This window comes from Streptosporangium amethystogenes subsp. fukuiense (assembly GCF_042665875.1).
Lineage (GTDB): Bacteria > Actinomycetota > Actinomycetes > Streptosporangiales > Streptosporangiaceae > Streptosporangium > Streptosporangium fukuiense.
Window position 1 is genome coordinate 7,153,789 of sequence record NZ_JBHTEE010000001.1, and the last position, 24,093, is coordinate 7,177,881.

At 69.7% G+C, this 24,093-nt stretch carries 21 protein-coding genes and 1 tRNA gene; 6 read left to right on the forward strand and 16 right to left on the reverse strand.

Annotation, left to right across the window (positions count from 1 at the left end; all coding sequences use genetic code 11):
* Positions 1-74: 74 nt before the first annotated feature.
* Together ACFQVD_RS31680 and ACFQVD_RS31685 are read left to right on the forward strand one after the other, a co-directional pair.
* Positions 75-731, forward strand: a complete 657-nt coding sequence (locus tag ACFQVD_RS31680; protein WP_343970468.1) for a response regulator transcription factor — start codon at positions 75-77, stop codon at positions 729-731.
* Positions 728-1,942 carry a sensor histidine kinase gene (locus ACFQVD_RS31685; RefSeq protein ID WP_343970465.1) on the forward strand — a complete coding sequence of 405 codons (1,215 nt, stop codon included), beginning with the start codon at positions 728-730 and terminating at the stop codon, positions 1,940-1,942. Before ACFQVD_RS31680 ends, ACFQVD_RS31685 begins: the two co-directional genes overlap by 4 nt.
* A 25-nt stretch (positions 1,943-1,967) precedes the next feature.
* Here the strand turns inward: ACFQVD_RS31685 and ACFQVD_RS31690 are convergent, their stop codons facing one another.
* From ACFQVD_RS31690 to ACFQVD_RS31700, 3 genes are all read right to left on the reverse strand, one after another.
* A complete protein-coding gene (locus tag ACFQVD_RS31690) occupies positions 1,968-2,753 on the reverse strand; it encodes a DUF72 domain-containing protein (RefSeq protein ID WP_343970945.1) in 786 nt (261 codons plus the stop codon).
* Positions 2,754-2,891: 138 nt separating this feature from the next.
* Positions 2,892-3,197: a Dabb family protein gene (locus ACFQVD_RS31695; protein WP_343970462.1), complete on the reverse strand. Its 306-nt coding sequence runs from the start codon at positions 3,195-3,197 to the stop codon at positions 2,892-2,894.
* A 16-nt stretch (positions 3,198-3,213) separates the two neighbouring features.
* The gene (locus ACFQVD_RS31700) at positions 3,214-5,418 is read right to left on the reverse strand and encodes an FAD-dependent monooxygenase (protein WP_343970459.1); all 2,205 of its coding nucleotides are present in this window, start codon (positions 5,416-5,418) and stop codon (positions 3,214-3,216) included.
* Between the two features lie 114 nt (positions 5,419-5,532).
* Between ACFQVD_RS31700 and ACFQVD_RS31705 the strand changes: the two genes are divergently transcribed.
* Together ACFQVD_RS31705 and ACFQVD_RS31710 are read left to right on the forward strand one after the other, a co-directional pair.
* On the forward strand, positions 5,533-6,300 hold the full coding sequence (locus ACFQVD_RS31705) for an IclR family transcriptional regulator (protein WP_343970456.1): 768 nt from the start codon (positions 5,533-5,535) through the stop codon (positions 6,298-6,300).
* A gap of 341 nt (positions 6,301-6,641) precedes the next feature.
* On the forward strand, positions 6,642-6,845 hold the full coding sequence (locus tag ACFQVD_RS31710; protein ID WP_343970453.1) for a hypothetical protein: 204 nt from the start codon (positions 6,642-6,644) through the stop codon (positions 6,843-6,845).
* A 337-nt stretch (positions 6,846-7,182) separates the two neighbouring features.
* Here ACFQVD_RS31710 and ACFQVD_RS31715 read toward each other — a convergent pair whose 3' ends face one another.
* From ACFQVD_RS31715 to ACFQVD_RS31725, 3 genes are all read right to left on the reverse strand, one after another.
* Entirely contained in the window at positions 7,183-8,277 is a 1,095-nt protein-coding gene (locus tag ACFQVD_RS31715) for a winged helix DNA-binding domain-containing protein (RefSeq protein WP_343970450.1), read from the reverse strand.
* 5 nt (positions 8,278-8,282) lie between these two features.
* Complete coding sequence (locus ACFQVD_RS31720; RefSeq protein WP_343970447.1) at positions 8,283-9,317, reverse strand: aldo/keto reductase; 1,035 nt, start codon at positions 9,315-9,317, stop codon at positions 8,283-8,285.
* 71 nt (positions 9,318-9,388) lie between these two features.
* A complete protein-coding gene (locus ACFQVD_RS31725) occupies positions 9,389-9,811 on the reverse strand; it encodes a VOC family protein (RefSeq protein WP_343970444.1) in 423 nt (140 codons plus the stop codon).
* A 147-nt stretch (positions 9,812-9,958) separates the two neighbouring features.
* Between ACFQVD_RS31725 and ACFQVD_RS31730 the strand changes: the two genes are divergently transcribed.
* Entirely contained in the window at positions 9,959-10,930 is a 972-nt protein-coding gene (locus ACFQVD_RS31730; RefSeq protein ID WP_343970441.1) for a helix-turn-helix transcriptional regulator, read from the forward strand.
* A 121-nt stretch (positions 10,931-11,051) separates the two neighbouring features.
* Here the strand turns inward: ACFQVD_RS31730 and ACFQVD_RS31735 are convergent.
* Positions 11,052-11,125: transfer RNA gene (locus ACFQVD_RS31735), tRNA-Ile, on the reverse strand.
* A gap of 139 nt (positions 11,126-11,264) precedes the next feature.
* Entirely contained in the window at positions 11,265-11,591 is a 327-nt protein-coding gene (locus ACFQVD_RS31740; RefSeq protein ID WP_343970942.1) for a DUF3566 domain-containing protein, read from the reverse strand.
* Between ACFQVD_RS31740 and ACFQVD_RS31745 the strand changes: the two genes are divergently transcribed.
* Complete coding sequence (locus tag ACFQVD_RS31745) at positions 11,542-11,733, forward strand: hypothetical protein (RefSeq protein WP_343970966.1); 192 nt, start codon at positions 11,542-11,544, stop codon at positions 11,731-11,733. The genes ACFQVD_RS31740 and ACFQVD_RS31745 overlap by 50 nt on opposite strands.
* A 322-nt stretch (positions 11,734-12,055) precedes the next feature.
* On the opposite strand, the gene gyrA is transcribed toward ACFQVD_RS31745, so the two are convergent.
* The 8 genes from gyrA to dnaA form a co-directional block, all read right to left on the reverse strand.
* Positions 12,056-14,587, reverse strand: a complete 2,532-nt coding sequence (gene gyrA / locus ACFQVD_RS31750) for a DNA gyrase subunit A (protein ID WP_343970438.1) — start codon at positions 14,585-14,587, stop codon at positions 12,056-12,058.
* Between the two features lie 31 nt (positions 14,588-14,618).
* Positions 14,619-16,541: a DNA topoisomerase (ATP-hydrolyzing) subunit B gene (gyrB, locus tag ACFQVD_RS31755; RefSeq protein ID WP_386274408.1), complete on the reverse strand. Its 1,923-nt coding sequence runs from the start codon at positions 16,539-16,541 to the stop codon at positions 14,619-14,621.
* Positions 16,542-16,861: 320 nt separating this feature from the next.
* Positions 16,862-17,416 carry a DUF721 domain-containing protein gene (locus tag ACFQVD_RS31760; protein ID WP_343970432.1) on the reverse strand — a complete coding sequence of 185 codons (555 nt, stop codon included), beginning with the start codon at positions 17,414-17,416 and terminating at the stop codon, positions 16,862-16,864.
* Positions 17,406-18,581 (reverse strand): DNA replication/repair protein RecF, encoded by a 1,176-nt coding sequence (gene recF, locus ACFQVD_RS31765; protein ID WP_343970429.1) that lies wholly within the window; start codon positions 18,579-18,581, stop codon positions 17,406-17,408. Before recF ends, ACFQVD_RS31760 begins: the two co-directional genes overlap by 11 nt.
* 192 nt (positions 18,582-18,773) lie before the next feature.
* Positions 18,774-19,718, reverse strand: coding sequence for a phosphogluconate dehydrogenase (NAD(+)-dependent, decarboxylating) (gene gnd / locus ACFQVD_RS31770; protein ID WP_343970426.1), 945 nt, complete (start codon positions 19,716-19,718; stop codon positions 18,774-18,776).
* A gap of 32 nt (positions 19,719-19,750) precedes the next feature.
* Positions 19,751-20,497: a 3-keto-5-aminohexanoate cleavage protein gene (locus ACFQVD_RS31775; protein WP_343970939.1), complete on the reverse strand. Its 747-nt coding sequence runs from the start codon at positions 20,495-20,497 to the stop codon at positions 19,751-19,753.
* A gap of 8 nt (positions 20,498-20,505) precedes the next feature.
* Positions 20,506-21,645, reverse strand: coding sequence for a DNA polymerase III subunit beta (gene dnaN / locus ACFQVD_RS31780; RefSeq protein WP_343970423.1), 1,140 nt, complete (start codon positions 21,643-21,645; stop codon positions 20,506-20,508).
* A gap of 570 nt (positions 21,646-22,215) precedes the next feature.
* Positions 22,216-23,946 (reverse strand): chromosomal replication initiator protein DnaA, encoded by a 1,731-nt coding sequence (dnaA, locus tag ACFQVD_RS31785; protein ID WP_343970420.1) that lies wholly within the window; start codon positions 23,944-23,946, stop codon positions 22,216-22,218.
* Positions 23,947-24,093: the final 147 nt, after the last annotated feature.

Genomic DNA, 24,093 nt, shown 5'->3' on the forward strand with positions numbered 1-24,093 from the left:
GTGCGGTGTTTCCCCGGCGTTTCCAGGAACGCTCACTAACGTGGAGGAAACACCGGGGCGGCCACCATGGGGGCATGCGAGTTCTGGTGGTGGAGGACGAGCCGTTGCTCGCCGAGGCGATCGCGGAGTGGCTGCGTGAGGAGACCCACGCGGTCGACGTCGCCCTCGACGGAGCGGCGGCGCTGGAGCGGGCGGGCGTCAACGACTACGACGTGGTCGTGCTGGACAGGGATCTGCCGGCCGTACACGGCGACGAGGTCTGCCGGGAGCTGGTCGAGGCGGGAGCCGGCGCACGGGTGCTGATGCTGACCGCGGCCGCCGAGGTCACCGACCGGGTCGAGGGCCTGTCACTGGGCGCCGACGACTACCTCAGCAAGCCGTTCGCCTTCCCCGAACTGGCCGCCCGCGTGCTGGCGCTCGGGCGCCGGTGCCGCCCCGCCACGCCGCCGGTGCTGCGCCGCGCGGGCATCACCCTGGACCCCGCACGTCACGAGGTGTTCCGCGACAGCCGCTACGTGCCGCTGGCCAGGAAGGAGTTCGCCGTGCTGGCCGAGCTGCTGCGTGCCGACGGCGCGGTGGTTCCCGCCGAGTACCTGCTGGAGAAGGCGTGGGACGAGTACGCCGACCCGTTCACCGGCGCCGTCAGGCTCACCATCCTCAAGCTGCGCCGCAAGCTCGCCGACCCCCCGGTCATCGAGACCGTCACCGGAGTGGGGTATCGCATCCCGTGAGGTCCCGGACACCGCTGCCGCGCCGCGTCACACTGCGGGCCCGGCTGACCCTGATCTACGGCGGGCTGTTCCTGGTGGCCGGGATCGTACTGCTCGGCACCGTCTACATGCTCTTCAACCAACAGCTCACCTCCAAGACGAAGGTCATCACCATCGGACGCCCGACGTCCGCCACCGACGTCATGTACGGCCCGTCGTCGGCCGCCCTGCTCGACGCGGAGCAGGCGGAGCAGTGGATGAAGCAGCAACAGAGCACCCTGCACGAGGCCGCCACCACCTCGATGCTCCTCCTGGGCGGCATCGTGCTGGTGGTCGTCGGCGGCGCCGCGGCGGGTTTCGGCTGGCTGGTCACCGGCCGGGTCCTGGCCCCCCTGCACCAGGTGACCGAGACCGCCAGGCGGATCGCCGCGGCCCCCGCCGCCGACCGGGGACTGCACGAGCGGATCGCGCTGCGCGGGCCCGACAACGAGGTCAAGGATCTGGCCGACACCTTCGACATCATGATCGAGCGGCTGGACCGCTCCTTCGACGGGCAACGGCGCTTCGTCGCCAACGCCTCCCACGAGCTGCGCACCCCACTCACCCTGGGCCGGGCACTGGTCGAGCTGGCCATGCACCGCAAATCGGCCTCCGAGGACGTCAAGCAGCTCGGCGAGAACCTACTGGAGATCAACACCAGGCACGAGCGGCTCATCGTCGGGCTGCTGCTGCTGGCCGGGTCGGAGAACGAGATCACCGAGCGGCTTCCCGTCGATCTGGCCGACGTGCTCAGCCATGTCGTGGCGCAGTGCGCGCCCGAGGCGGGGCAGGCCGGGATCGAGATCACCGAGCACGCGGGGGAGGCGCTCACACTGGGCGATGCCCTGCTGCTTGAGCGGATGGTGCACAACCTGGTGGAGAACGGAGTACGGCACAACGCCAAGGAGAGCGGTTGGGTACGGGCGACCAGCCGTGTCAGGGCCGACGGCAGGGCCGAGGTCGAGGTGAGCAACAGCGGGCCGACGGTGCCGCCGTACGAACTTCCCGCGCTGTTCGAGCCGTTCCGGCGGCTGGGCGCCGAGCGCATGGTCACCGCCAAGGGGGCGGGGCTGGGCCTGTCCATCGTGCGCTCGGTGGCCCGCGCGCACGGGGGTGAGGTCGCCGCCCGCCCGCGAACCGGCGGCGGCCTGGTGGTGACGGTCACCCTGCCGGGCGGTGGCGGGCCCGGCTGATTCTCCGTGTGCCGCGGCCGGATCGTCACCGGGCGAGCGTGGTCTCCCCGCATGCCGGGATCCGGACCGGCGTGCGACTCACCGGCCACCCCTCGGCGCGCGCGAGTTCCGCGTATCGGGCGGCGTCGCGCACCGCGGCGCCGCCCGGATCATTGTTGAAGTACACATGGACGTCGCGGCGCTCATCCCATTCCCGGCGCAGGCGGCGCAGCCAGGAACGGAGTGAGCCGTCGCCGTAGGAGGGCCAGGGGTGCGCTCGGCCCTCGTGAAAGCGCAGATAGGCCCAGTCGGCGGTCCGCCACAGGGGGGTCTGCGGGCGGCCGAGCCGGTCGGCCCAGCACAGGGCCGCACCGTGGGCCGACAGCACCTCGCGGACGGGATCGCTCCACCACGACACGTGCCGGAACTCGACGGCGACCCGCAGATGGGCGGGAAAGCAGCGAAGGCATCCGGCGAGCCTGCCGAGGTCGGCCGGCAACGTCGGTGGAAGCTGCAGGAGGATCGGCCCGAGCTTGGCTCCCAGGCCCTCGGCCGCCGCCAGCAGGCGCTCGACGGGCTCCTCGGGATCCTTCAGCCGTTTGACATGGGTGAGGAAGCGGCTTGCCTTGATCGCCATGACGAACGCGTCCGGGGTGCGATCCCGCCACTTCTCGAACGTCTCGCGCGTCGGCAACCGGTAGAAGGTGTTGTTGTTCTCGGTCGTCTCGAAGCACTCGGCATACCGCTCCAGCCAAAGCCGCTGGGGCAGGCCGGGCGGGTAGAGCCCCCCGCGCCAGTCGGCATACTGCCAGCCAGACGTCCCCACCAGCATCATGACAGCTCAGCCCCGTCGGTTCCGGCCCTCCACGAGCAGAATCTGCCCGCCACCGCGGCCCCCACACGGGCCGCCGCCCGCCTTCTCCGAAGGCTCGTTCGACCCGCGCCGCACGTGGCGCGGGCCGGCGTCCGGTCATGACGCGGAGGTCTCGTCGATCTGCACGAACGTCTTCGAGGTCAGGAACGGCTTGATGTGCTCGGTGGCCACCGCGACGTGCGCGGGATGGGAACCGTACGCCCTCCAGGAGTCCTGGGAGTCGAAGGTCATCGTGAACATCAGGTGCGCGTTGCCGGGGGTCAGACCGGCGTCGATGGAGACCTTCGCGCCCAGCAGCCCGGGGATCTGGCCGGGCAGCGCGCTCAGCGCCTCGACGATGGCGGCCCGGTGCGCGGCGGTGGCCTCGTCGGTGAGGGTCAGCATCCCAACGTGAAAGAACATGACGGCTTCCTTAGGATCAGAGGTGCTCGGTCGGGGATTCACAGCACTCGATGCTCCCTTCCGGAGCACCGGTCCGCGTGGATGTGGCGAGCGCGGCGGACGCGGCGAGGAGTTCGGCCTCCGCGAGTTGCCCGGACAGGCCGAGCAGGTCGGTGAAACGCGACCACTCCGTACCGGTCCGGTCGGACCTGCCGGTGCTCCGGATGGCCTGGTAGGTCTGGGCCGCGGCCTGCGCGGCGGCGAGGATCGGCGCGACGGGATAGATCAGCAGAGCCACCCCGCACTCCTGGAGGATCCGGGTCGGCGGCAGCGCGGAATGATCGCCCGCCTCACTGAGATTGACCATCAGTGGGGTGCCGGGAACGGCGGCGCGGATGGCGCGCAGCGACTCCTCGGTGTAGGCACCCTCGACGAAGACGAGATCGGCACCGGCTGCGGCGTAGGCGCGCACCCGCGCGAGCGCGGATTCGAGGCCCTCCACGGCCAGCGCGTCCGTCCGGGCGATGACCAGGATGGAGCGCCGGCGGGCGACGGCCATCTCGACTTTGGCGACCATCTCCTCGATCGGGACGACCTGGCGGCCGCTCATGTGCCCGCAGCGTTTCGGCGCGACCTGGTCCTCGAACTGGACCGCCGCGGCACCCGCCTGTTCGAGCCTGGTGACGGCCTCGCCGACCTGGAGTACGCCGCCGTAGCCGGTGTCGCCGTCCACGATCAGCGGAAGGTCGCTGGTCGAGGCCATCCGGCGTACCTGCTCCGCCATCTCGGCCAGGCCGAGGTAGCCGAGATCGGGCCGGCCGAGGGCGACGGCCGACACCGCGGAACCGGAGACGTACGCGGCCGCGAAGCCGGCCTGCTCCACCGCCCTGACCGTCACACCGTCGTGGGCGCCGGGCGCGAGAACCGGCCCGTGGCACAGCATCTCGGAGAGCCGGCGGCCCGCGGGACGGTCCCCCTCGCGTACCGCGTGCAGTTCGCGCGCGAGGCGGCCGAGGGTGATGCGCAGCGAGGTGAACATCGCCGCCCGGCGAAGATGCTCCCGCTTGTCGAGCAGTTCCCGGTCCATGGCGGACAGCGACTCGGCGCGCGCCTCCCGCTCGGCGTCGTCGTCCTCGCGCATCGAGTCGTAGTTCCGCTGCGCGGTGGCCTGGACGTGGTTGAGCGCGGCGTCCCGGCGCAGCTCGCCGTAGAGCCGGGCGACATGGTCGGCGTCGGTTCCGCCGAGCGCGGCGTCGATACAGAGCGCCGCGGCCCACGCGTCGTGGATGCCGCTGTTCATGCCCATGCCGCCGAGCGGGTTGTTCACATGGGCCGCGTCGCCGGCCAGCAGGATCCGCCCGACCGCGAACGTCGCGGCGGCCCGCATGTTGACCTTGTAGATCGAGGCATGCGGGATGTCGTACGGATCCGGGCCGGCCGCGATCCGCTGCAACCGGTCCTGCATCGCCGCCGCGGACAGAGCGTGCTCGTCGCTCTCGGAGTCCCGCACCGGGAACAGCGCGCGCCAGTGGTTGGGGGTGCGCAGCAGCACGCCCCACTCCTGTGGATCCGAGATGTACGACACGTACGCCAGGTCCGGGAAGTCCGCCCGGAAGTCATGGGTGGTCGACAGGACCAGAAAGCGCTCGTCGTAGGTGCGTCCCTCGAAGGAGATGCCCAGCGACCTGCGAATGTTGGACTGTGCGCCGTCCGCCGCGACCAGCCAGCGGGCGAGGATCGGGCGGTCGCGGTCGGTGTCCGGCAGGAAGATCCGGGCGTGCCGGTCGCCCTGCTCGACCCGCTGGACCGGACTGGAGAACCGCAGGGTCACGTTCGGCATCGGCAGGAGCCTGTCGCGGATGATCCGGGTGAGGTTGTTCTGCTCGCTCTGCAGGCGGTACGGGTACCTCGTCTCATCGGCCAGCAGGGACATGTCCATCTCGGAGAGGACGGCGCCGGTCCGCTCCCGGTACTGGAAGACGGGCGCCTTGAGGCCGACCTCGTGCAACTCCTCCACCACACCGAGCTGTTCGAGCAGTTCCAGGGACGACGGGTGGAAGGTCGAGGCCCGGGACTCCTCGGCGAGGTCGGGCCCGGCCTCCAGCACGAGCACCTGATGGCCGAGCTGGGCCAGTTTCAACGCGGCGACCATGCCGACCGGCCCCATACCGGCGACGACGACGGTGTTCATGTCGTCCGTGCCCTGGGCGACCTGCTCGTCGGCAGCGGAGGAGTCATTCATTTCCATAATGTGGTAATGTCCTCACCATATTGTGGGATAAAATCTAATAAAGATCCTGAAGGTACGTCAATCTCGCATTGTGCGAACAGGTCGGTTCGGCCCCGAGGAGAGTGCATGACGGAGCAGTCGGCGCACCGGGTCTCGGGCGCGGGCAGCGGGCGGAAACTGCTGCAGACGTTGCTCTGCTTCACCGAGGCGCACCCGACCTGGACGGTGGCGGATTTGGCGGCGGAACTCGACCTCGCCACGACCTCCACCTATCGGTACGTCGCCCTGCTGAGGGAGGTCGGGCTGCTCGACCGCGCCTCCGGGAAGTCGTACCGGGTCACAGACCTGGCGCTGAACCTGGGACGGGCCTGCGAGGCCGCACGGGCGCCGCTCACCGAGGCCGCCCTGCCCGTCATCACCCGGGTACGCGATGAGATCGACGAGACGGTCCTGATCGCCCGTTCCGGCGGCGAGGCGGCCTACTGTGTCGAGCGCGCGGAGTCGCGTCGCCCGGTGCGGCTGCAGTTCGACAAGGGACAGCCGATGCCGCTGCACGCCGGCTCGATGTCACGGATCCTGCTCGCCTCGATGAGCCGCGCCGAACGCGCCTCCATCCTCGCCGGAGTACTGCCCGGCCTGCCACCGGCCCGAGCCGCTCTCCTGTCGGACGAGGAACTGGACCGGACTCGTCTGCGCGGCTGGACCGAGAGCTTCGAGGAGGTGGACGAGGGCATCTGGGGCACCGCGGCCGCGATCACCTCCCATGGAGCCGTGGTCGCCTCGATCGGCACCGCGGCCCCGATATTCCGAACGGACCGGGCGCGTCGCGACCGCATGATCGAGCTCGTCCGCGCCGCCGCCTCGGAGATCTCGCTGACCCTCTCGGCCGACTGAACCACTCGTTCCCGCGGCGTGATTCCCACCCTTGATAGAGAGCTTTGTAGCTATTTGCTGCCTCTGTCCATTGCCCACCGCGCGGCGCTTCGACCGTTCCCACGCCTGACAGCACCAGCCGCCAGTACTCCGACTCGACATCCAACCTGCGCTTGGGTCCTCGCCCCACCATCAACACGCCCCTCATGATCAGGTGTGTTGCGACAAGCACTAGAACCCAGGCGTCGTCGACAAAGCCCTGATCATGCCCGTTTCACACCAGGGCGGCTACCGGGATAAGCACCCACGGTGGGAGATCGGGGGCGGCCGACGCCGAACCTCTCGACGATCCGTTGGACGGTGTGACATCCCGCGGGCAGGGCTCATCAGGTCATGAGGGGCTGAGCGACCTCACCGCCCTCACCCATCTCCGCCTGGATGTTGAGCTGACCGGCCTTCCCGGCTCGCTGGGCGACCTCACCGCCCTCAAACATCTCCGCCTGGATGGCAACCTGCTGGCCGGCCTTCCCAAACCGCTGCGCCGCCGCGCCAAGACCCCGCAGTAGCACCGACCATCGACGAGCCCGTCCTGACAGCCGCTGAGAAGAGAACCGCCGACTGACCCGTCGATCCTTTCTCGGGCGGTGGTGCGGATCCCGCGCAATGGCCGGATACGGCGGGCGCCGGGTGCGGCGCGCGGCCCTGAGCCCCGCCGCCGTCCGGGACCGGCCCCAGGCCGCATGCCCGGATGGCCGACGGGTCGCGCCGCCGCCTTGGCCCCGAAACCGGGGAACTGCCGCCCACCTGGGATCTCTTCCTTGTCAGGACTGTCCACGACATGATCATGGGATCGCGCCGCCCTCCTGACCGGTGCCGGACGGTCGTGGACGTGACCTGGCCCGCTCACTGAGGGACGATCCGCACGCGATCGCTGTCGCCGTCGGAGAGGAACGAGGCCAGCGCGCGTCCCTCCTCGGCCACCGCCGTGCGGCCGGCACGGGAGAAGCCGCTCAGCGGGGCGACGACCACGGTGCCGGCCTCGACGGTCCAGGTGCCGGCCACCCGGCCGTCGACCAGGACGACGCGAGCGCCGGCGACCGACAGGCCGCGGTGGGCGTCGTCGATGATCCGGCTGCGGTCGTGGTAGCCGAGGATCGTGTTGTCGAACGCCGGCAGGAACCGTACCGGCGCGGGCGTGTCCGGGTCGGGCCGCGGTCCGTCAGGCAGGTCGAGCAGTTCCCGGCCCCGCTCGTCGCGGAAGGCGACCAGCTCGTCCCGGATCGCGGCCACCGCGGCGGGCAGCCCGGCCAGGCCGGACCAGGCGCGCAGGTCGGCCACGGCGGCGGGGCCGAACGACGCCAGGTAGCGCCGTACCAGCTCCTGCCCCACCGGGTCGGAGCCGTCCTGCGCCAACGGGTCGATGTCGCGCCCCAGCCAGGCGGAGAGCAGCATGTTGCGCACTCCCCCCTTCGCCCGCCACAGCCCACGCGGCGGAAGCTGCGCCACCGGGACGAGGGCCGCGATCAGCATCTCTCCCAGCGCCCGCGGCCCCGGCTCTGACCAGCGGTCGGCCAGCGCCCGTACGAGCTCTGCCATCGAGCGGGGCTCACCGTCGGCCATCACCGCCAGGCCCGCCGCCGCGAGCTCATCGAGATCCACCCCGGCCAGCTCGCGACGGTAGGTCCCGAGCACCCGCCGGCGCAGCATGAGGTCGTGGCGGGCCCGCCAGGCCAGCACGTCCTCGGCGGTCAGCAGGTGGACGGTGCGACGCATGAGGTGGGTCCGCACCACCCCGTGCCCGGTCAGCAGCTCCGACAGCACCGCAGGGTCGAACGCGCGCAGCCGCGACCAGAGCCCGACGAACGGCTCCTGCGGCTCCTGCGCCTGCATGCCGCACAGGTGCGCGACGGCGTCGAGCACCGGCACGTCGGCGCGATCGAGCAGCAGCTGCCGGGCCAGCGTCGCACGGTTGAGCGCCCGGGTGTCCAGAACGGTCATCGGGGTCACGCCGTGGCACGCCCGTCGGCCGCCCGCCGGCGCAGAGCCGCCCGCGTGACGGCCGGCGGGTCGTAGGAGACGTCGAGCGGGCCGATGTCGCCGCCCGGGGGCACGATCTCGTCGATCCGGTCGAGGAGGTCATCGCCGAGGACGGTGCCGGCGCCGGCCAGCAGGTCGTCGAGCTGTTCCAGGGTGCGCGGCCCGATGATCGCCGAGGTGACCCCCGGATGGGTGACCGTGAACGCCATCGCCATGTGGGTCAAGGGGATCGCGGCCTCCTCGGCCAGCAGAGCCAGCCGTTCGACGGTGTCGAGCGTACGCTCGTCGGACATGTGCCTGGGCACCCAGGCCATCCGTCGCTCGGGGACCCGCGCCGTGCCGCCCTTACGGTAGCGGCCGGTGAGCAGTCCCATCCCGAGCGGGCCCCACACGAGGGTGCCGAGGCCGTAGCGCTCGCACACGGGCAGCACCTCGCGCTCGACGCCGCGGTTGACGAGCGAGTACGGCGGCTGTTCGGTGCGGAAGCGGGCCAGGCCACGCCGTTCGGCGACCCACTGGGCCTCGACGATGTCGGTGGCGGGGAAGTTGGAGGTCCCGATGGCGCGTACCTTGCCGCTGCTCATCAGGTCGGTGAGCGCGGACAGGGTCTCCTCGATGTCGGTCCGCGGGTCGGGATGGTGGATCTGGTAGAGGTCGATGTGGTCGGTCCGGAGGCGGCGCAGCGAGTGCTCAACCTCGGTGATGATCCAGCGCCGGGAGTTGCCGGCGCGGTTGGGATCGTCGCCCATCGGGCCGCTCACCTTGGTGGCCACGACGATGTCGTCGCGGCGGCCCTTCAGCGCCTTGCCGACGATCTCCTCGGTCTCGCTGTAGGAATAGACGTCGGCGGTGTCGATGACATTGATCCCCGCGTCCATGGCCCGGTGGATGATGCGTACGCAGTCGTCGTGGTCGGGATTGCCGACCCGGCCGAACATCATGGTGCCCAGGCAGTAGGGGCTGACCTGTATCCCGGTCCGGCCCAGGGGCCGCATCCTCATTCCGGGGTGTTCCCTTCGCTTCGATCGACAGAAGGCCGGTGAAGGCGGGGGAACGGCCCCCGCCCCCGTGATCAGCCGTTGTACGGGCTCACCACGTCTAGGACCCAGACGACGCCGAAGCGGTCCTTGAGCATCCCGTACAGCGGAGCCCACTGCGCGGGCCCCAGCGGCTGCACGACGGTCGCCCCGGCGGACAGCTTCTGCCAGTACTCGGTGATCTCCTCCGTGCTCTCGCCGCGCACGGAGAGGAAGAACGAGTTCTCGCCCCGGTCCCACGGCAACTGCGAGGGCACGTCGTACGCCATGACGTGGAAGCCGTTGCCGGCGGCCACCTGCCCCCACATCACCTGATCCGCCTCGGCGGGGTCCTGCACGTTTCCCGCATCCTTGTACGTGACGACGGCGACGTCGCCGCCGAACACGGACTGGTAGAACTCCAGCGCCGCGCGGGCGTCGCCCCGGAAGTTCAAATGCGCCACGGACTTGACGGACATGCTCGACCTCTGATCTCTGCTCATTGTCTCCGGACGCCCTCAGGCGAGCCCGGCCTGGACCACCGGCCGCGGACTTGCTCGGCCGGGGACAACAGTCGCAGGGAAAGTGGCCAGGATGTGTCCTCTTCTTGCGGCAAGATGGATGACATGCCGAAAACCTCAGCGCGGCTGCTGGCGCTGCTCTCGCTGCTCCAGACCCGCCGGGACTGGCCGGGAGCGCTGCTGGCCGAGCGGCTGGACGTCAGCTCCCGCACCGTACGCCGTGACGTGGACCGCCTGCGCGAGCTCGGCTACCCCATCACGGCCTTCAAGGGGCCCGACGGCGGGTACCGGCTCGACGCCGGCACGGAGCTGCCCCCGTTGCTGTTCGACGACGAGCAGGCCGTCGCCCTGGCCATCGCCCTGCAGCTCGCCACCGCCAGCGGCGCCGACATCGAGCAGGGCGCGGCGCGCGCCCTGCACACCATCCGCCAGGTCATGCCCACACGGCTGCGCCACCGCATCGACACCCTCCAGGTCACCGCCGTCGAGCGGCCGGAGCTCCGGCCGGACCCGCAGATCGACAGCGGCGTGCTCATGGCGCTCAGCGCCGCCGTCCACGCCCGCGAGGAGCTGCGCTTCGACTACGCGTCAGGAACGGACGACGGCGGCGCGCCCGCCCCGCCGCGCCGGGCACAGCCCCATCACCTCGTCACCCGGGGCGGGCGCTGGTACCTCGTCGCCTGGGATCTCGACCGCGAGAACTGGCGCACCTTCCGCGTAGACCGGATCACCCCGCGCATTCCCACCGGGCCCCGCTTCACACCGCGCGAACTGCCCGGGGGCACGGTAGCCGCCTTTGTGACCGCCAGATTCCGGGGCTCCGACGGCTCCTCCACCGACTGGCCGTGCCGCGGCGAGGTGATCCTCGACCTGCCCGCCGCCGCCGTGTCCCGCTACACCCGCGAAGGGGTCGTCGAGGAACTCGGCCCCGACCGCTGCCGGCTCGTCCTGGGGTCATGGTCGTGGACCGGTCTGGCCTCCGCCATCGGCGGGTTCGACGCCGACATCGAGGTCGTCGGCCCGGCCGAGCTCAAGGACGCCTTCGCCCGCCTGGCCCGCCGCTTCGCCAGAGCATGACGTTTCCGGACAACGACTGTCGGCGCAGCCCTACGACGAGGAGGAGACCAAGGGAACGTGGTCACTCACTCGAAAGATCAAAAAGCCACTTCCCTCAACGGGAAATGGCCTCTGAGTTGAGTGGGGCTACCAGGACTTGAACCTGGGACCTCTTCCTTATCAGGGAAGCGCTCTAACCGTCTGAGCTATAGCCCCTCAGCGCGCACGAACGGCCCCGCACCCGCTTCGCGGAGGCGAACCCGTCCGTTCGAACTGGGAAAAGCTTACCCTGTTCCGGCACCTGCTTGCGCCATGTCCCCGACCGAGGAAGAACGGAGACATGGCTCAAGATCGGCTATTCGGCCTCGCTGAAGGTGACCTCCACGCCCCCGACCAGGTCGGATGCGACGTTGTAGATCACCGCGCCGAGGGTGGAGAGCGCGGTGATCAGCACGACGTTCACCGCGCCGATCAGGGCGGTGTAGCCCAGGATGCGGACCGGCTCGAACCAGGAGGCGACGTCGACGCCACTGGTGGCCTTGCCGTCGGCGGTCGTCAGCTGGTTGACCGTCTGGATGATGTTGTCGAACACCCCAAGCCCTGACAGCACCATGTAGAGCACCGCGACCGCGATGAACAGCACCACGAAGCAGACGAGTGACACCACGAAGCTGAACTTCATGGCCGACCACGGCTCGACCCTGCGCAGCACCAGGTGCGCCTTGCGGGGCGACCTGGGAGCGGGAATGTCCGAGGGCTTCCTGCCGGACGCGTCCAGTGGCGGCTGGGGCGACGACAGGCTTCCGGGCGACCATGGCTGCTGACTCGCCGGCGGGCGGTTCTGCTGCCCTCCCGACGGAGGCGGAGGCGGAGGCGGAGGCGATGAGGGTGACTGTAACGGCGGCGCGGATGGAGGTGGGGATCCTGGACGGATCCGCACCGTGGTCTCGGCCTGCTTGCCGTCCTCTGTGGTCGTCACTTTTTTCCTGCCCTTGGGGTCGTCGGCTACCGATTCATCGGTTTCCGGCGCGGGCGCGCTACCGTTAACCGGTGACGAGGCCGCCTCGGCGGTCTTGTCCATTTTCTCCGTCACCTGGTCGCGTGTCGACGAGGAAGCGGGGCGCGAGCCCGGCTCGCCCTGAGAACTCACGGGTTATCCCCTTCCCCGTTCCCCTCGGTCTCCACCGGCACCTCGGCGTTTTCCTCGGTCTCCAACGACTCCGCGTTGCGGGCCAGAGCCACGACGCTGTCCCCCTCTGCGAGATTCATCAGTCGAACCCCCATCGTCTGGCGGCCCGACTGCTTGATCTCCCCGGCGCTCGTCCGGATAACCCCTCCGGCGGACGTGATCGCGAAAACCTCGTCCTCGGGCCTGACCATGACCGCGCCAACCAGCTTGCCACGGGCGCTAACGATCTTGGCGGTCAGGACGCCCTTTCCGCCCCTTCCCTGGATCGGGTACTGATCCACAGGGGTGCGCTTGGCGTATCCGCCCTCGGTGGCGATGAGCACGTTGTCGCCGTCGGCGATCCGGTTCATCGCCAGGAGCTCGTCGCCCTCGAGGAAGCGCATGCCGATCACACCGCTGGTCGCCCTGCCCATCGGGCGCATGGCCTCGTCGGAGGCCGTGAAGCGGATGGACTGGGCACCGCGGGAGACGAGCAGGAGGTCGTCCTCCTCCGACACGAGCCTGGCTGCGATCACCTCGTCATCTTCGCGCAGGTTGATCGCGATGAGGCCACCCGTGCGCGGCGAGTCGTACTCGGACAGGCGCGTCTTCTTCACCAGGCCACTGCGGGTGGCCAGCACGAGGTAGGGGGCGACATCATAGTCACGCAGGTCCAGGACCTCCATGACCACCTCGTCCGGCTGCATGGCCAGCAGGTTCGCCAGGTGCTGCCCGCGCGCGTCGCGGCCGGAGTCGGGGAGCTCGTACGCCTTGACCCGGTAGACGCGGCCCTTGTTCGTGAAGAACAGCAGCCAGTGGTGCGTCGTGGTGACGAAGAAGTGGTCGACGATGTCGTCCTGACGCAGCTGCGCGCCCCGCACACCCTTACCGCCGCGCTTCTGCGCCCGGTAAAGATCTGTGTTGGTTCGCTTGGCGTAGCCGCCGCGGGTGATCGTGACGACCATGTCCTCCTCGGCGAGGAGGTCCTCGATGGACATGTCGCCCTCGTAGGCGATGATCTCGGTCCTGCGCTCGTCGCCGTACCGCGCGGTGAGCTCGGAGAGCTCGTCCTGGACGATCGTGCGCTGCCGCTCGGGCGAGGCGAGGATCGCCTGGTACTCGTTGATCTGCGCCATCAGCGCGTCGTACTCGTCGGTGATCTGCTGGCGCTCCAGAGCGGCCAGCTTGCGCAGCTGCATGTCGAGGATGGCCTGCGCCTGGATCTCGTCGATCTCCAGGAGCGTCATCAGGCCGCCCTGCGCCGCCGACGCCGAGGGCGACCGCCGGATCAGGGCGATGACCTCGTCCATCCGGTCGAGGGCCTTGAGCAGCGCGCGCAGGATGTGCGCCCGCTCCTCGGCCTTGCGCAGCAGGTAGCGGGTCCGGCGGACCACGACCTCGATCTGGTGGGCCACGTAGTGGCGGACGAACTGGTCGATCCTGAGCGTGCGCGGCACGCCGTCGACCAGGGCCAGCATGTTGGCGCCGAAGGTGGTCTGCAGCTGGGTGTGCTTGTAGAGGTTGTTCAGCACGACCTTGGCGACCGCGTCGCGCTTGAGCACGATCACCAGGCGCTGGCCGACGCGCGAGGAGCTCTCGTCGCGAACGTCGGCGATGCCGGTGATCCGGCCCTCCTTCACCGACTCGGCGATGGTCAGCGCGAGGTTGTCCGGGTTGACCTGGTAGGGCAGCTCGGTGACGACCAGGCACTGGCGGCCCTTGGCGTCCTCCTCGACCTCGACGACCGCCCGCATGGTGATCGAACCACGGCCGGTCCGGTACGTGTCGTCGATGCCGCGCCGGCCGACGATCAGCGCGCCGGTGGGGAAGTCGGGGCCCTTGACCCGGGCGATCAGTGCTTCGAGGAGCTCCTCGTCCGTCGCCTCGGGGTTCTGCAGGGACCAGACGATGCCCGCGGCCACCTCCCGCAGGTTGTGCGGCGGGATGTTGGTGGCCATGCCGACCGCGATGCCCGCCGCCCCGTTGACCAGCAGGTTGGGGAAGCGCGAGGGCAGGACCGTCGGCTCCTGGGAGCGCCCGTCGTAGTTGGGAATGAGATCGACGGTGTCCTTGTCGATGTCACGCAGCATCTCCATGGCGATGGGCGCGAGCTTGCACTCGGTGTAGCGCATCGCCGCGGGCGGGTCGTTGCCCGGCGAGCCGAAGTTGCCCTGCCCGTCGACCAGTGTGTAGCGCAGCGACCAGTGCTGGGCCATCCGCACCACGGTGGCGTAGATCGACGCGTCGCCGTGCGGGTGGTAGGAGCCCATGACGTCGCCGACGACGCGGGAGCACTTGAAGTAGCCGCGGTCGGGCCGGTAACCGCCGTCGTACATGGCGTACAGCACCCGGCGGTGCACCGGCTTCATGCCGTCGCGGACGTCCGGCAGGGCGCGCGAGACGATGACCGACATCGCGTAGTCCATGTAGCTGCGCTGCATCTCGGACTGGATGTCGACCGGCTCTACGCGGTCTACCGGAGGGCCGGGCGGAGTGTTGACTTCCGTCACAGGTCAAGATCCTTTTCTGGTACGGCTACCGCTACACGTCAAGGAAACGGACATCCCGGGCGTTCCTGATGATGAAGGAGCGGCGCGCCTCGACGTCCTCACCCATCAGCACGCTGAACAGCTCGTCGGCCTGGGCCGCGTCGTCGAGGGTGACCTGCAGGAGCAGGCGGGTGTCGGGATTCATGGTCGTGTCCCAGAGCTGGGCGGCGTTCATCTCGCCCAACCCCTTGAAGCGCTGCACGTTGTCACGGGGCCGGGGATCGGGCTTGCCCGCGTCGATGCCGGCCTGGATGACCGCGTCGCGCTCCCGGTCGGAGTAGGCGTAGGAGGCGTCCTCGCCCTTCCTGTCCCACTTGATCTTGTAGAGCGGCGGCTGGGACAGGTAGACGTGCCCCGCCTCGATCAGCGGCCGCATGAAGCGGAACAGCAGGGTCAGCAGCAGGGTCGTGATGTGCTGGCCGTCGACGTCGGCGTCCGCCATCAGGATGAGCTTGTGGTAGCGGAGCTTGGTGATGTCGAACTCGTCGTGCACCCCGGTGCCCATGGCGGTGATCAGCGCCTGGACCTCCTGGTTCTGGAGGACCTTGTCGATCCTGGCCTTCTCGACGTTGAGGATCTTGCCGCGGATCGGCAGGATCGCCTGGAACTTCGAGTCACGGCCGCCCTTGGCGGAACCTCCCGCCGAGTCACCCTCGACGATGTACAGCTCGCACTTCTCCGGATCGCTCCACTGGCAGTCGGCCAGCTTGCCCGGCAGGCCGGAGCCCGACTCCAGCAGCGACTTGCGCCGGGTCAGGTCACGGGCCTGACGGGCCGCGAGGCGGGCGCGGGAGGCCTGCAGGGACTTCGTGATGATGTCCTTGGCCTCGCCGGGGTTGCGCTCGAACCAGTCGCGCAGGTGGTCGTTGCAGGCCTTCTGGACGAACGACTTGGCCTCGGTGTTGCCCAGCTTGGTCTTGGTCTGGCCCTCGAACTGCGGGTCGGCCAGCTTCACCGAGATGATCGCGGTGAGACCTTCGCGGATGTCCTCACCCGCGAGGTTGTCGTCCTTGCCCTCCTTGAGGAACTTCTGCTCGCGCGCGTAGCGGTTGACGATGGACGTCAGCGCCGCGCGGAAGCCCTCCTCGTGAGTGCCGCCCTCCGCGGTGTTGATCGTGTTGGCGAAGGTGTAGACCGACTCGCTGTACGAGTTGTTCCACTGCATCGCGATCTCGACCGCGATGCCGTCCCCCTGCTCCTCGAAGTCGATCACCGATACGTGGGTGGGTTCCTTCTTGGAGTTGAGGTGCTTGACGAAGTCGGACAGACCGCCCTCGTAGTGATAGGTGACCTCTTTGGGGTCGTCCTCGATGAAGTCGGGGCGCTCGTCCCTGATGGAGATCGTCAGGCCCTTGTTGAGGAAGGCCATCTCCTGAAAACGGCGCGCGAGAGTCTCGAAGTGCCAGGTCGTGGTCTCGAAGATGGTCCCGTCGGCCCAGAAGGTGATCGAGGTGCCGGTCTCGTCGGTCTCCTCGCCCTTGATCAGGGAGGTGGTGGGCCGGGTGTCGACGTAGGTCTGCCGCCAGTGGTGGCCGTCGGTGCGGATCTCCACCTCGAGCCTGCTGGACAGCGCGTTGACGACGGAGACGCCCACGCCGTGCAGTCCTCCGGAGACCGCGTACGACTTGTCGTCGAACTTGCCGCCCGCGTGCAGCACGGTCAGCACGACCTCGACCGCGGGACGGTTCTCGCCGGGAACGTTGCCGACCGGGATACCTCGGCCGTTGTCGACGACCCGCACGCCGTTGTCGGCGAGCAGGGTGACCTCGATCCGGTCGGCATGCCCGGCCAGGGCCTCGTCGACGGAGTTGTCGACGACCTCGTAGACGAGGTGATGGAGACCGCGCTCGCCGGTGGAGCCGATGTACATACCGGGACGCTTACGGACCGCCTCAAGTCCTTCGAGAACAGTGATTGAGCTAGCGTCGTAGGACAAGTGCGAAATCCTCCTGCCGCGGACACGCGGCAGGGAGACAAACGTGTAGCCCCGCCGTGCCCGTCACCGTCGTGAATGCCCCGATGCGTCCACCCAGGGGAACCGGCACACGCGCCGGGGGTGACACGCAAACGGACGTGTCCGGAATTCGATTTCATTCTAGCGGCTCAGAGCACATCATGTGGCATTGACGGCCCCTGGAATGGCCTGTCGCGTGACGATCATCGTCTTGAACATCCCCCTACGGGGGCGGGGTTCGTCGCGCCAGAAAGGCTGCTGATCCGTTTCTGAGCGCCGAGTCAGCCGTACGTGTCGCCCGGACCGCGGCTTCCGGTGACCCGCAGACCGCCGCTGGAGCGGGGACCGTTCTGCGGTCCACGGACCTTGACCCGTTGCACCGTTCCGTCCCCTAGCTCCTCATTCAACCTTCTTACCAGGGTCCTTGCCAGCAGACGCACCTGGGTGGCCCAGGCGGTGGAGTCGGCGACGACCACGACCTCGCCCTCCGCGAAGGTCTCCGGCCTGGTGTGGGCCGCCATGTCCGGGCCGACGATCTCGTGCCAGCGGCCGAAGACCCCGCCGATCGCGGCGGGCTGCTGCCAGCCCCGATCGGCGAGCAGGTCGGCGATGGCCCTGCCGAAGAGCTGGGGATCACCCGCGTCCCTGCGCGGCCCGGACGCCCGGCGGCGCGGCTCCCTGCGGGGGAGCTGCCCTCGCCTGGCGGCGTCCGACTTGGCCTGGGCCAGTTTCTCCCTGGCCATCGCCGCCCCTTTGGCGGCCGCGCTCCTCGCCGACCCGGGGACCGTGGCGTCCGCCCCGTCACCGTTCGATCCAGGCTCTGCGTCATCGGGCACGGGCCACACCCCCCTCTGTCACGTCGAACCGGCCGCCGGCCAGTTCCTTCGGCACGTCGTCGGGGACCGCGGCGGTGATCAGCACCTGCTCGGCGGGGGCGACCATCTCGGCCAGGCGGCGCCGGCGCCTGTTGTCCAGCTCGGCGAAGACGTCGTCCAGGATCAGGACCGGGTCGCCGCCGTCGGCCCTGAGCAGGTCGTAGGCGGCCAGCCTGAGCGCCAGCGCGTACGACCACGACTCGCCGTGGCTGGCGTAGCCGCGCGCGGGCAGCTCCCCCAGCCCGAGGAACAGGTCGTCGCGGTGCGGGCCGACGAGGGTGACGCCACGTTCGAGCTCGGCGGCGCGAACCTCCAGCAGGCCGGCCCGCAGCCGCTTCACGAGCTCGGCGCGGTCGGTGCCCGCGTCCGCCGGCAGGGTGCCGCGGTACTCCAGCCTCGCGGGGGCGGAGTCGGGCGCGAGCGAGGCGTACGAGGCGGCGACCAGGGGGCGCAGCGTCTCGACCAGCTCCAGCCTGGCCGCGAGCAGCTCGGCACCGTGCGTGGCCAGATGGGCGTCCCAGACATCGAGGGTGCTCAGCGGGTCTCCCGCCCCGGCCTCGGCGAACGCCGCGTCGCTCTCGGCCCGCCGGGTGCTCCGGCCGCGCCCCCGCCGGGCCTGCGCGGCCGTGCGCAGCAGGGCGCCGCGCTGCTTGAGCACCCTGTCGTAGTCGGCGCGCACCCCCGCGAACCTGGGCGCCCTGGCCACCAGGAGGTCGTCGAGGAACCGGCGCCGCTCGGAGGGGTCGCCCTTGACCATGGAGAGATCCTCGGGAGCGAACAGGACGGTGCGCAGCAGACCGACGACATCGCGGGTGCGGGAGACGGGCGAGCGGTTCAGCCTGGCCCTGTTGGCCCTGCCTGGATTGATCTCCAGCTCGATCAGCGCGCGCCGGTCGTCGCGGACCACCACCGAGCGTACGATCGCCCGCGCCGCGCCCTGCCGGACCAGCGGCCCGTCGCCTGCGACCCGGTGGCTGGCCTGCGTCGCCACGTAACCCAGCGCCTCGACCAGGTTGGTCTTTCCCATGCCGTTGGGCCCGACGAAGGCCGTGACCCCCGGTTCCATGCCGAGATCGACGGTTTCGTAGGACCGGAAGTCGGTCAGGGAGAGATGGGCGACATGCACCCCAGGAAGATTAGTCGGCCCCGTCCGCCGTCGTGGCCCGCACGGCTCGCGCCCCGTGGAAAAAGCCCTGCGCCCGAGGAACCGGCGCTCCGTTCCCGACGGAGGTCGCGAACGTGCGGCCGAGGTTGCCGGGGCGGCCTTCCCGAGCCGGGAGCCGTGGCGGATCCGCGCTTTTGGACGGGGAACGCCGTGCTAGCCGGCCGCCTCGACCGGGGGGACGACGTCGGCGCCGGGGGAGTCGGCCCCCTTGGCCGCCGAGCCCGCCTTGGAGGTGACCGCGTGGCCGCCGAACTGGTTGCGCAGGGCCGCGACGACCTTCATGGCCGGTGAGTCGTCCTGGCGGGAGGCGAACCTGGCATACAGGGCGGCGGTGATGACCGGCAGCGGGACCGCGAGGTCGACGGCCGCCTGGACCGTCCAGCGGCCCTCGCCGGAGTCCTGCGCGTAGCCCTCGAGCCGCTCCAGGGCGGGGTCCTCCTCAAGCGCGCGGACCATCAGGTCGAGCAGCCAGGAGCGGATGACGGTGCCCTGCCGCCAGCTCTTGAAGGCGCCGGGCACGTCGGTCACGATGTCGGAGGCCTCCAGCAGCTCCCAGCCCTCGGCGAAGGCCTGCATCATGCCGTACTCGATGCCGTTGTGGACCATCTTGGCGAAGTGACCGGCACCGATCCTGCCCGCGTGGACGAAGCCGTCCTCGCTCTCGGGCTTGAGGGTCTCGAAGATCGGCATCGCCCGCTCGACGTCGGCCCCGTCGCCGCCGACCATGAGCGCGTAGCCGTTCTCCAGCCCCCAGACTCCACCGCTCACGCCGCAGTCGACGAACCCGATGCCCTTCGCGGCGAGAGCGGCGCCGTGCTTCTGGTCGTCGGCGTAGTGCGAGTTGCCGCCGTCGATGAGGAGGTCGCCGGGGGCCAGCACCTCGCCGAGCGCCTCGATCGTCGCCCGGGTCGGTTCCCCCGAGGGCACCATGACCCACACCGTTCGCGGCGTCCGGAGCCGCTCCACGAGCTCCTCCAGGCTGGAGACGTCGCTGACCTCGGGATCGCGGTCGTAACCGACGACCTCGTGGCCGCCGCGGCGCAGGCGCTCAGCCATCCTGCCGCCCATCTTGCCCAGCCCGACCATGCCGATCTGCATACGAGCACTCCCTTCAGGGTTTCATCGTTCACCTACGTCAGACGCGCCCGCGCAAGCCTCACCAGCTCGGGGTTCCCGCCTACCGGATCACCCGTGGGACCGTGGAGGACGTCCTCCAGGCCGATGCGCGTGGCCAGTCCCAACTGCCCCGCGAGGTCCAGGAGAATCCAGGTCGGCTCCTCCTCCCCGTGGAGCAGCCGCGATCCCGGTACGCCGAGCCCGGCGAGGCGGTCCAGGACCGCGTGCGCCCGGAGGACGGCCGTGTCCGCGGGGCCGCCGAGGATCTCCACGAGCACCCGGGCGCACTCCAGTCCGCTCGCGGCGAGCGCGTCGGCGTCGTCCACGGACCAGACCCCGGCCTCCACGTCCACCCCGAGCCGCCGCAGATCATGCCACAGGTCCCGGAAGCCGGGTTCGGACAGGTTCACGGACGCGAAGTCCGGCAGGTCTCCGGGGGCGAGCGCGGTCCAGCCGCGGACGGCCTCGCGCCGCGCGTCCACATCCCCGCCGGTCATCCACAGCCCCGTGCTCACCCCCACCGGGAGCCCCGGGCACGTCTCGCGCACCGCGCGCACCGCCGCCCCGATGTGGACGGCGCTGAGCGACTCGCTGCCCCCCTCGTCACGCGGATGCATGTGAACAGCGCCCGCACCCGCCTCACGGGCCTCACGGGCCGCCTCAGCGAGCTCCAGAGGTGTCAGGGGGAGGGCCGGGTGGTCGCCGGGCCTCCTGGCCCCGTTCAGGCACGCCTTGAGCCACGGTGTGCCTGAACGGGGCACTCCCGTCGTCAACTGGAGAGCCGGATGGGCATGATCAGGTAGCGGTAGTCGGGAACCTCTCCGTCGTCCACAGGCTTGCCGCCGGTGAGGATGGCCGGCTTGGTGGACGTGGTCATCTGCAGGCGGGCCACGTCGGAGTCGATCGCGCCGAGGCCCTCCAGCAGGAACTGGTGGTTGAAGGCGATGTTGATGTCCTCGCCCTCGAACTCGACGGGGAGCACCTCGACGGCCTGCGCCTCGTCGCCGCTGCCCGCCTCCAGGACGACCTCGTCGCCGCGGAAGGCGAGCCGTACCGGCGTGTTGCGCTCGGCGACCAGGGCCACCCGCTTGACGGCCTCGACGAAGGCCGCCGTCGGCAGCTGCGCGCGGGCCGAGAACTCGGTGGGCAGCAGCGAGCGGTACTTGGGGAACTCGGGGTCGAGCAGCCGGGTGGTGGTGCGGCGCCCCGCGCTGGAGAAGCCGATCATGCCCTCACCGGTGCCTCCCGCGGAGCTCATCGCGATCTCGACCTCGGCGCCGGTACCCCCCAGGGCCTTGGCCGTGTCCGCGAGGGTCCTGCCCGGGATCATCGCGATCGCCGAGAAGTCGGGCTGGTCCGGCTGCCACTTCAGCTCCCGCACGGCGAGGCGGTAACGGTCGGTCGCCGCGAGGGTGACCGTGTCCCCCTCGATCTCCACGCGTACGCCGGTGAGCATCGGCAGGGTGTCGTCCTTGCCCGCGGCCACGGCGACCTGGCTGACGGCGGAGGCGAACACGTCGCTGCCGACCCGGCCGGCGGCCGGTGGCATGGTCGGCAGCGAGGGATAGTCCTCCACAGGCATGGTCAGGAGGGTGAACCGGGCGCTGCCACAGGTGACGACCGCCTTGGCGCCCTCCACCACGAAGTCCACGGGCTGCGCGGGGAGCGCCCTGGTGATCTCGGCGAGCAGCCTGCCCGAGACGAGCACCACGCCCGCCTCTCCCGTCTGCAGTTCGAGGGTCACCTCGGCGGAGACCTCGTAGTCGAAGCCGGAGAGCTTGAGTTGCCCGTCCTCAGTGACCTCGAGACGCATGCCGGCCAGCACCGGCACGGAGGGACGCGCCGGCAGGCTGCGCGCCGTCCATGCGACCGCCTCAGCGAGCACGTCTCGGTCGACCCGGAACATCACGTGGATCTGCCTCCTGTGTATCGAGCGCCGTCCGCTCGGTGCCTGGGGTTCAAGTGTTCACTGTCTCGAGCCTGCGCTCTCCCGGAACCCCTCTTATGGCTCTTGGGTTTCCTAGTAGAGATACAAGTGGCCATCGTATTAGGGGGTGTGGATACTGTGGAAAGCCATCGTTTCCGCAGGTCAAGTGCGGTTTTTTCATCCACCGGGGCTGTGGGCGCCCGCTGTGGACAACTCTTGGGGCTGGGGAGAACCGCGGAGTACCCACAGGCCGTCCCCAGATTCGGTGCGCTCTGTCCACCGGTTATCCACGAGGTTTCCCCAGGTTATCCACCGGGTATGAGGTCGGTTTGTCCTTGTGGAAAACTCTCTTCACAGGGCGTCCCCAGGTTGTCCACGGGTTACCCACAGGTTGTCCCCAACTTCTCCCCAGAGTTGTCCACAGTCCCGAACAGGGTTCGGACCGGCCCGTTTGCTGATGATCATGAGTGAACGTCCCGGAGCCTTTCCCGCCCCCGCGAATCGTTGATCCACAAGGTTTTCCACAGCCTGTGCATCACGGGGTGAAAAACCTCAGCCATTGCGCGACTGCTGCTTGATCCTGGTGGTGAGTTCGTTGACCTGGTTGTAGATCGAGCGGCGTTCGGCCATCAGGGAGCGGATCTTCCGGTCGGCGTGCATGACCGTGGTGTGGTCGCGGCCGCCGAACTGCTGACCGATCTTCGGCAGCGACATGTCGGTCAGCTCCCGGCACAGGTACATGGCGATCTGCCGGGCGGTGACCAGCACGCGCGAGCGCGACCCGCCGCACAGGTCGTCGATCGACAGGCCGAAGTAGGCGGCGGTGGAGGCCATGATCGTGGCGACCGTTATCTCCGACCCGGCGTCCTCGGTGATCAGGTCCTTGAGCACGACCTCGGTGAGCTGCAGATCGACCGACTGCCGGTTGAGGCTGGCGAACGCGGTCACCCTTATCAGGGCGCCCTCCAGCTCGCGGATGTTGGTGGAGATGCGGCTGGCGATGTACTCCAGCACCTCGGGCGGTGCGGCCAGGCCCTCCTGGATCGCCTTCTTGCGCAGGATCGCGATGCGGGTCTCCAGCTCGGGCGGCTGGACGTCGGTGATCAGACCCCACTCGAACCGGTTGCGGAGCCGGTCCTCCAGCGTTACCAGCTGTTTCGGCGCCCGGTCGCTGGAGATGACGATCTGTTTGTTGGAGTTGTGCAGGGTGTTGAAGGTGTGGAAGAACTCCTCCTGCGTCTGCTCCTTGCCCTCCAGGAACTGGATGTCGTCCACCAGCAGGATGTCCACCGCCCGGTAGCGGCCCCGGAAGTTGTCGGCCTTGTGGTCGCGGATGGAGTTGATGAAGTCGTTGGTGAACTCCTCGGAGCTCACGTACCGCACCCGCGCGCCGTCGTACAGGCTCTGTGCGTAGTGGCCGATCGCGTGCAGCAGGTGGGTCTTGCCCAGGCCCGAGTCGCCGTAGATGAACAGCGGGTTGTACGCCTTGGCCGGCGCCTCGGCCACCGCGACCGCGGCCGCGTGGGCGAACCGGTTGCTGGAGCCGATGACGAAGGTCTCGAAGGTGTACTTCGGGTTCAGCCGGGCGGGCTCGCCCTGCGTCCGGCTCCCGCGGCTGTCCCACCTGTTCTGTACGCCGCCCCCGCCGGGCACCGCGGGCGCGCCGCGGTCGAAGGAGTCGGGCTCGGGACGCGGCGAGGGCGCGGTATAGCCGCCGCGGTTGTATCCGGGGCTCGATTCCCCCGGCGCGGGAGCCTGGGACGGCTCCGCGGGGCGGTACGGCTGGGAGGATTCCTCACCCTGCTGGTAGGGGTAGGAGAACGGCTGGGCCTGTGGATATTCGGTGGACGGCTGGGCGGCCGGGTTGCCCCCCTGGTAGGGGGGGTGGGGCACCGAAACCCCGTGGTGCTGGGGATTGGCCGGTTGTGCATAACCCTGCTGGGCCCCGCCGGCCTGTGCATAACCCTGCGGTTGCGCCTGGGGATAAGGGTCCTGGCGGGAGGCGAGTCCGGGTTCGGGGCCCGCCGCGCTGGGGTCGACCATGACGGCCACCCGCATCGGGCGGCCGAACTCCTGGGAGAGCGCGTGGCTGATAAGCGGACGAAGCTTGTTCTCCAGAACATCTCTGGCGAAATCCGTGGGCGCGGCGAGCACCACCGTGTCGTTCATGAGGCCGAAGGGCCGGGTCATGTTGAGCCAGACCCGCTGCTGAGACGGGACGTTCTCGTTCAGGGAGTTCTCCAGCGCCCTCGCCCAGACCGCGCTGAGGTCCGTTCCGTCCATGGCTCTGCCCCCCTCCTCCCGACGCGGCCCCGCCGGCCTACCGCGATCTGTTTATCCACATCGATGGCCGCCGGAAGCACCGGATCTCGCCGTTGTCCACACGCCGGGCGTCCCGTGGCACCTTCGTGGGCACCGTTCGATATCCAC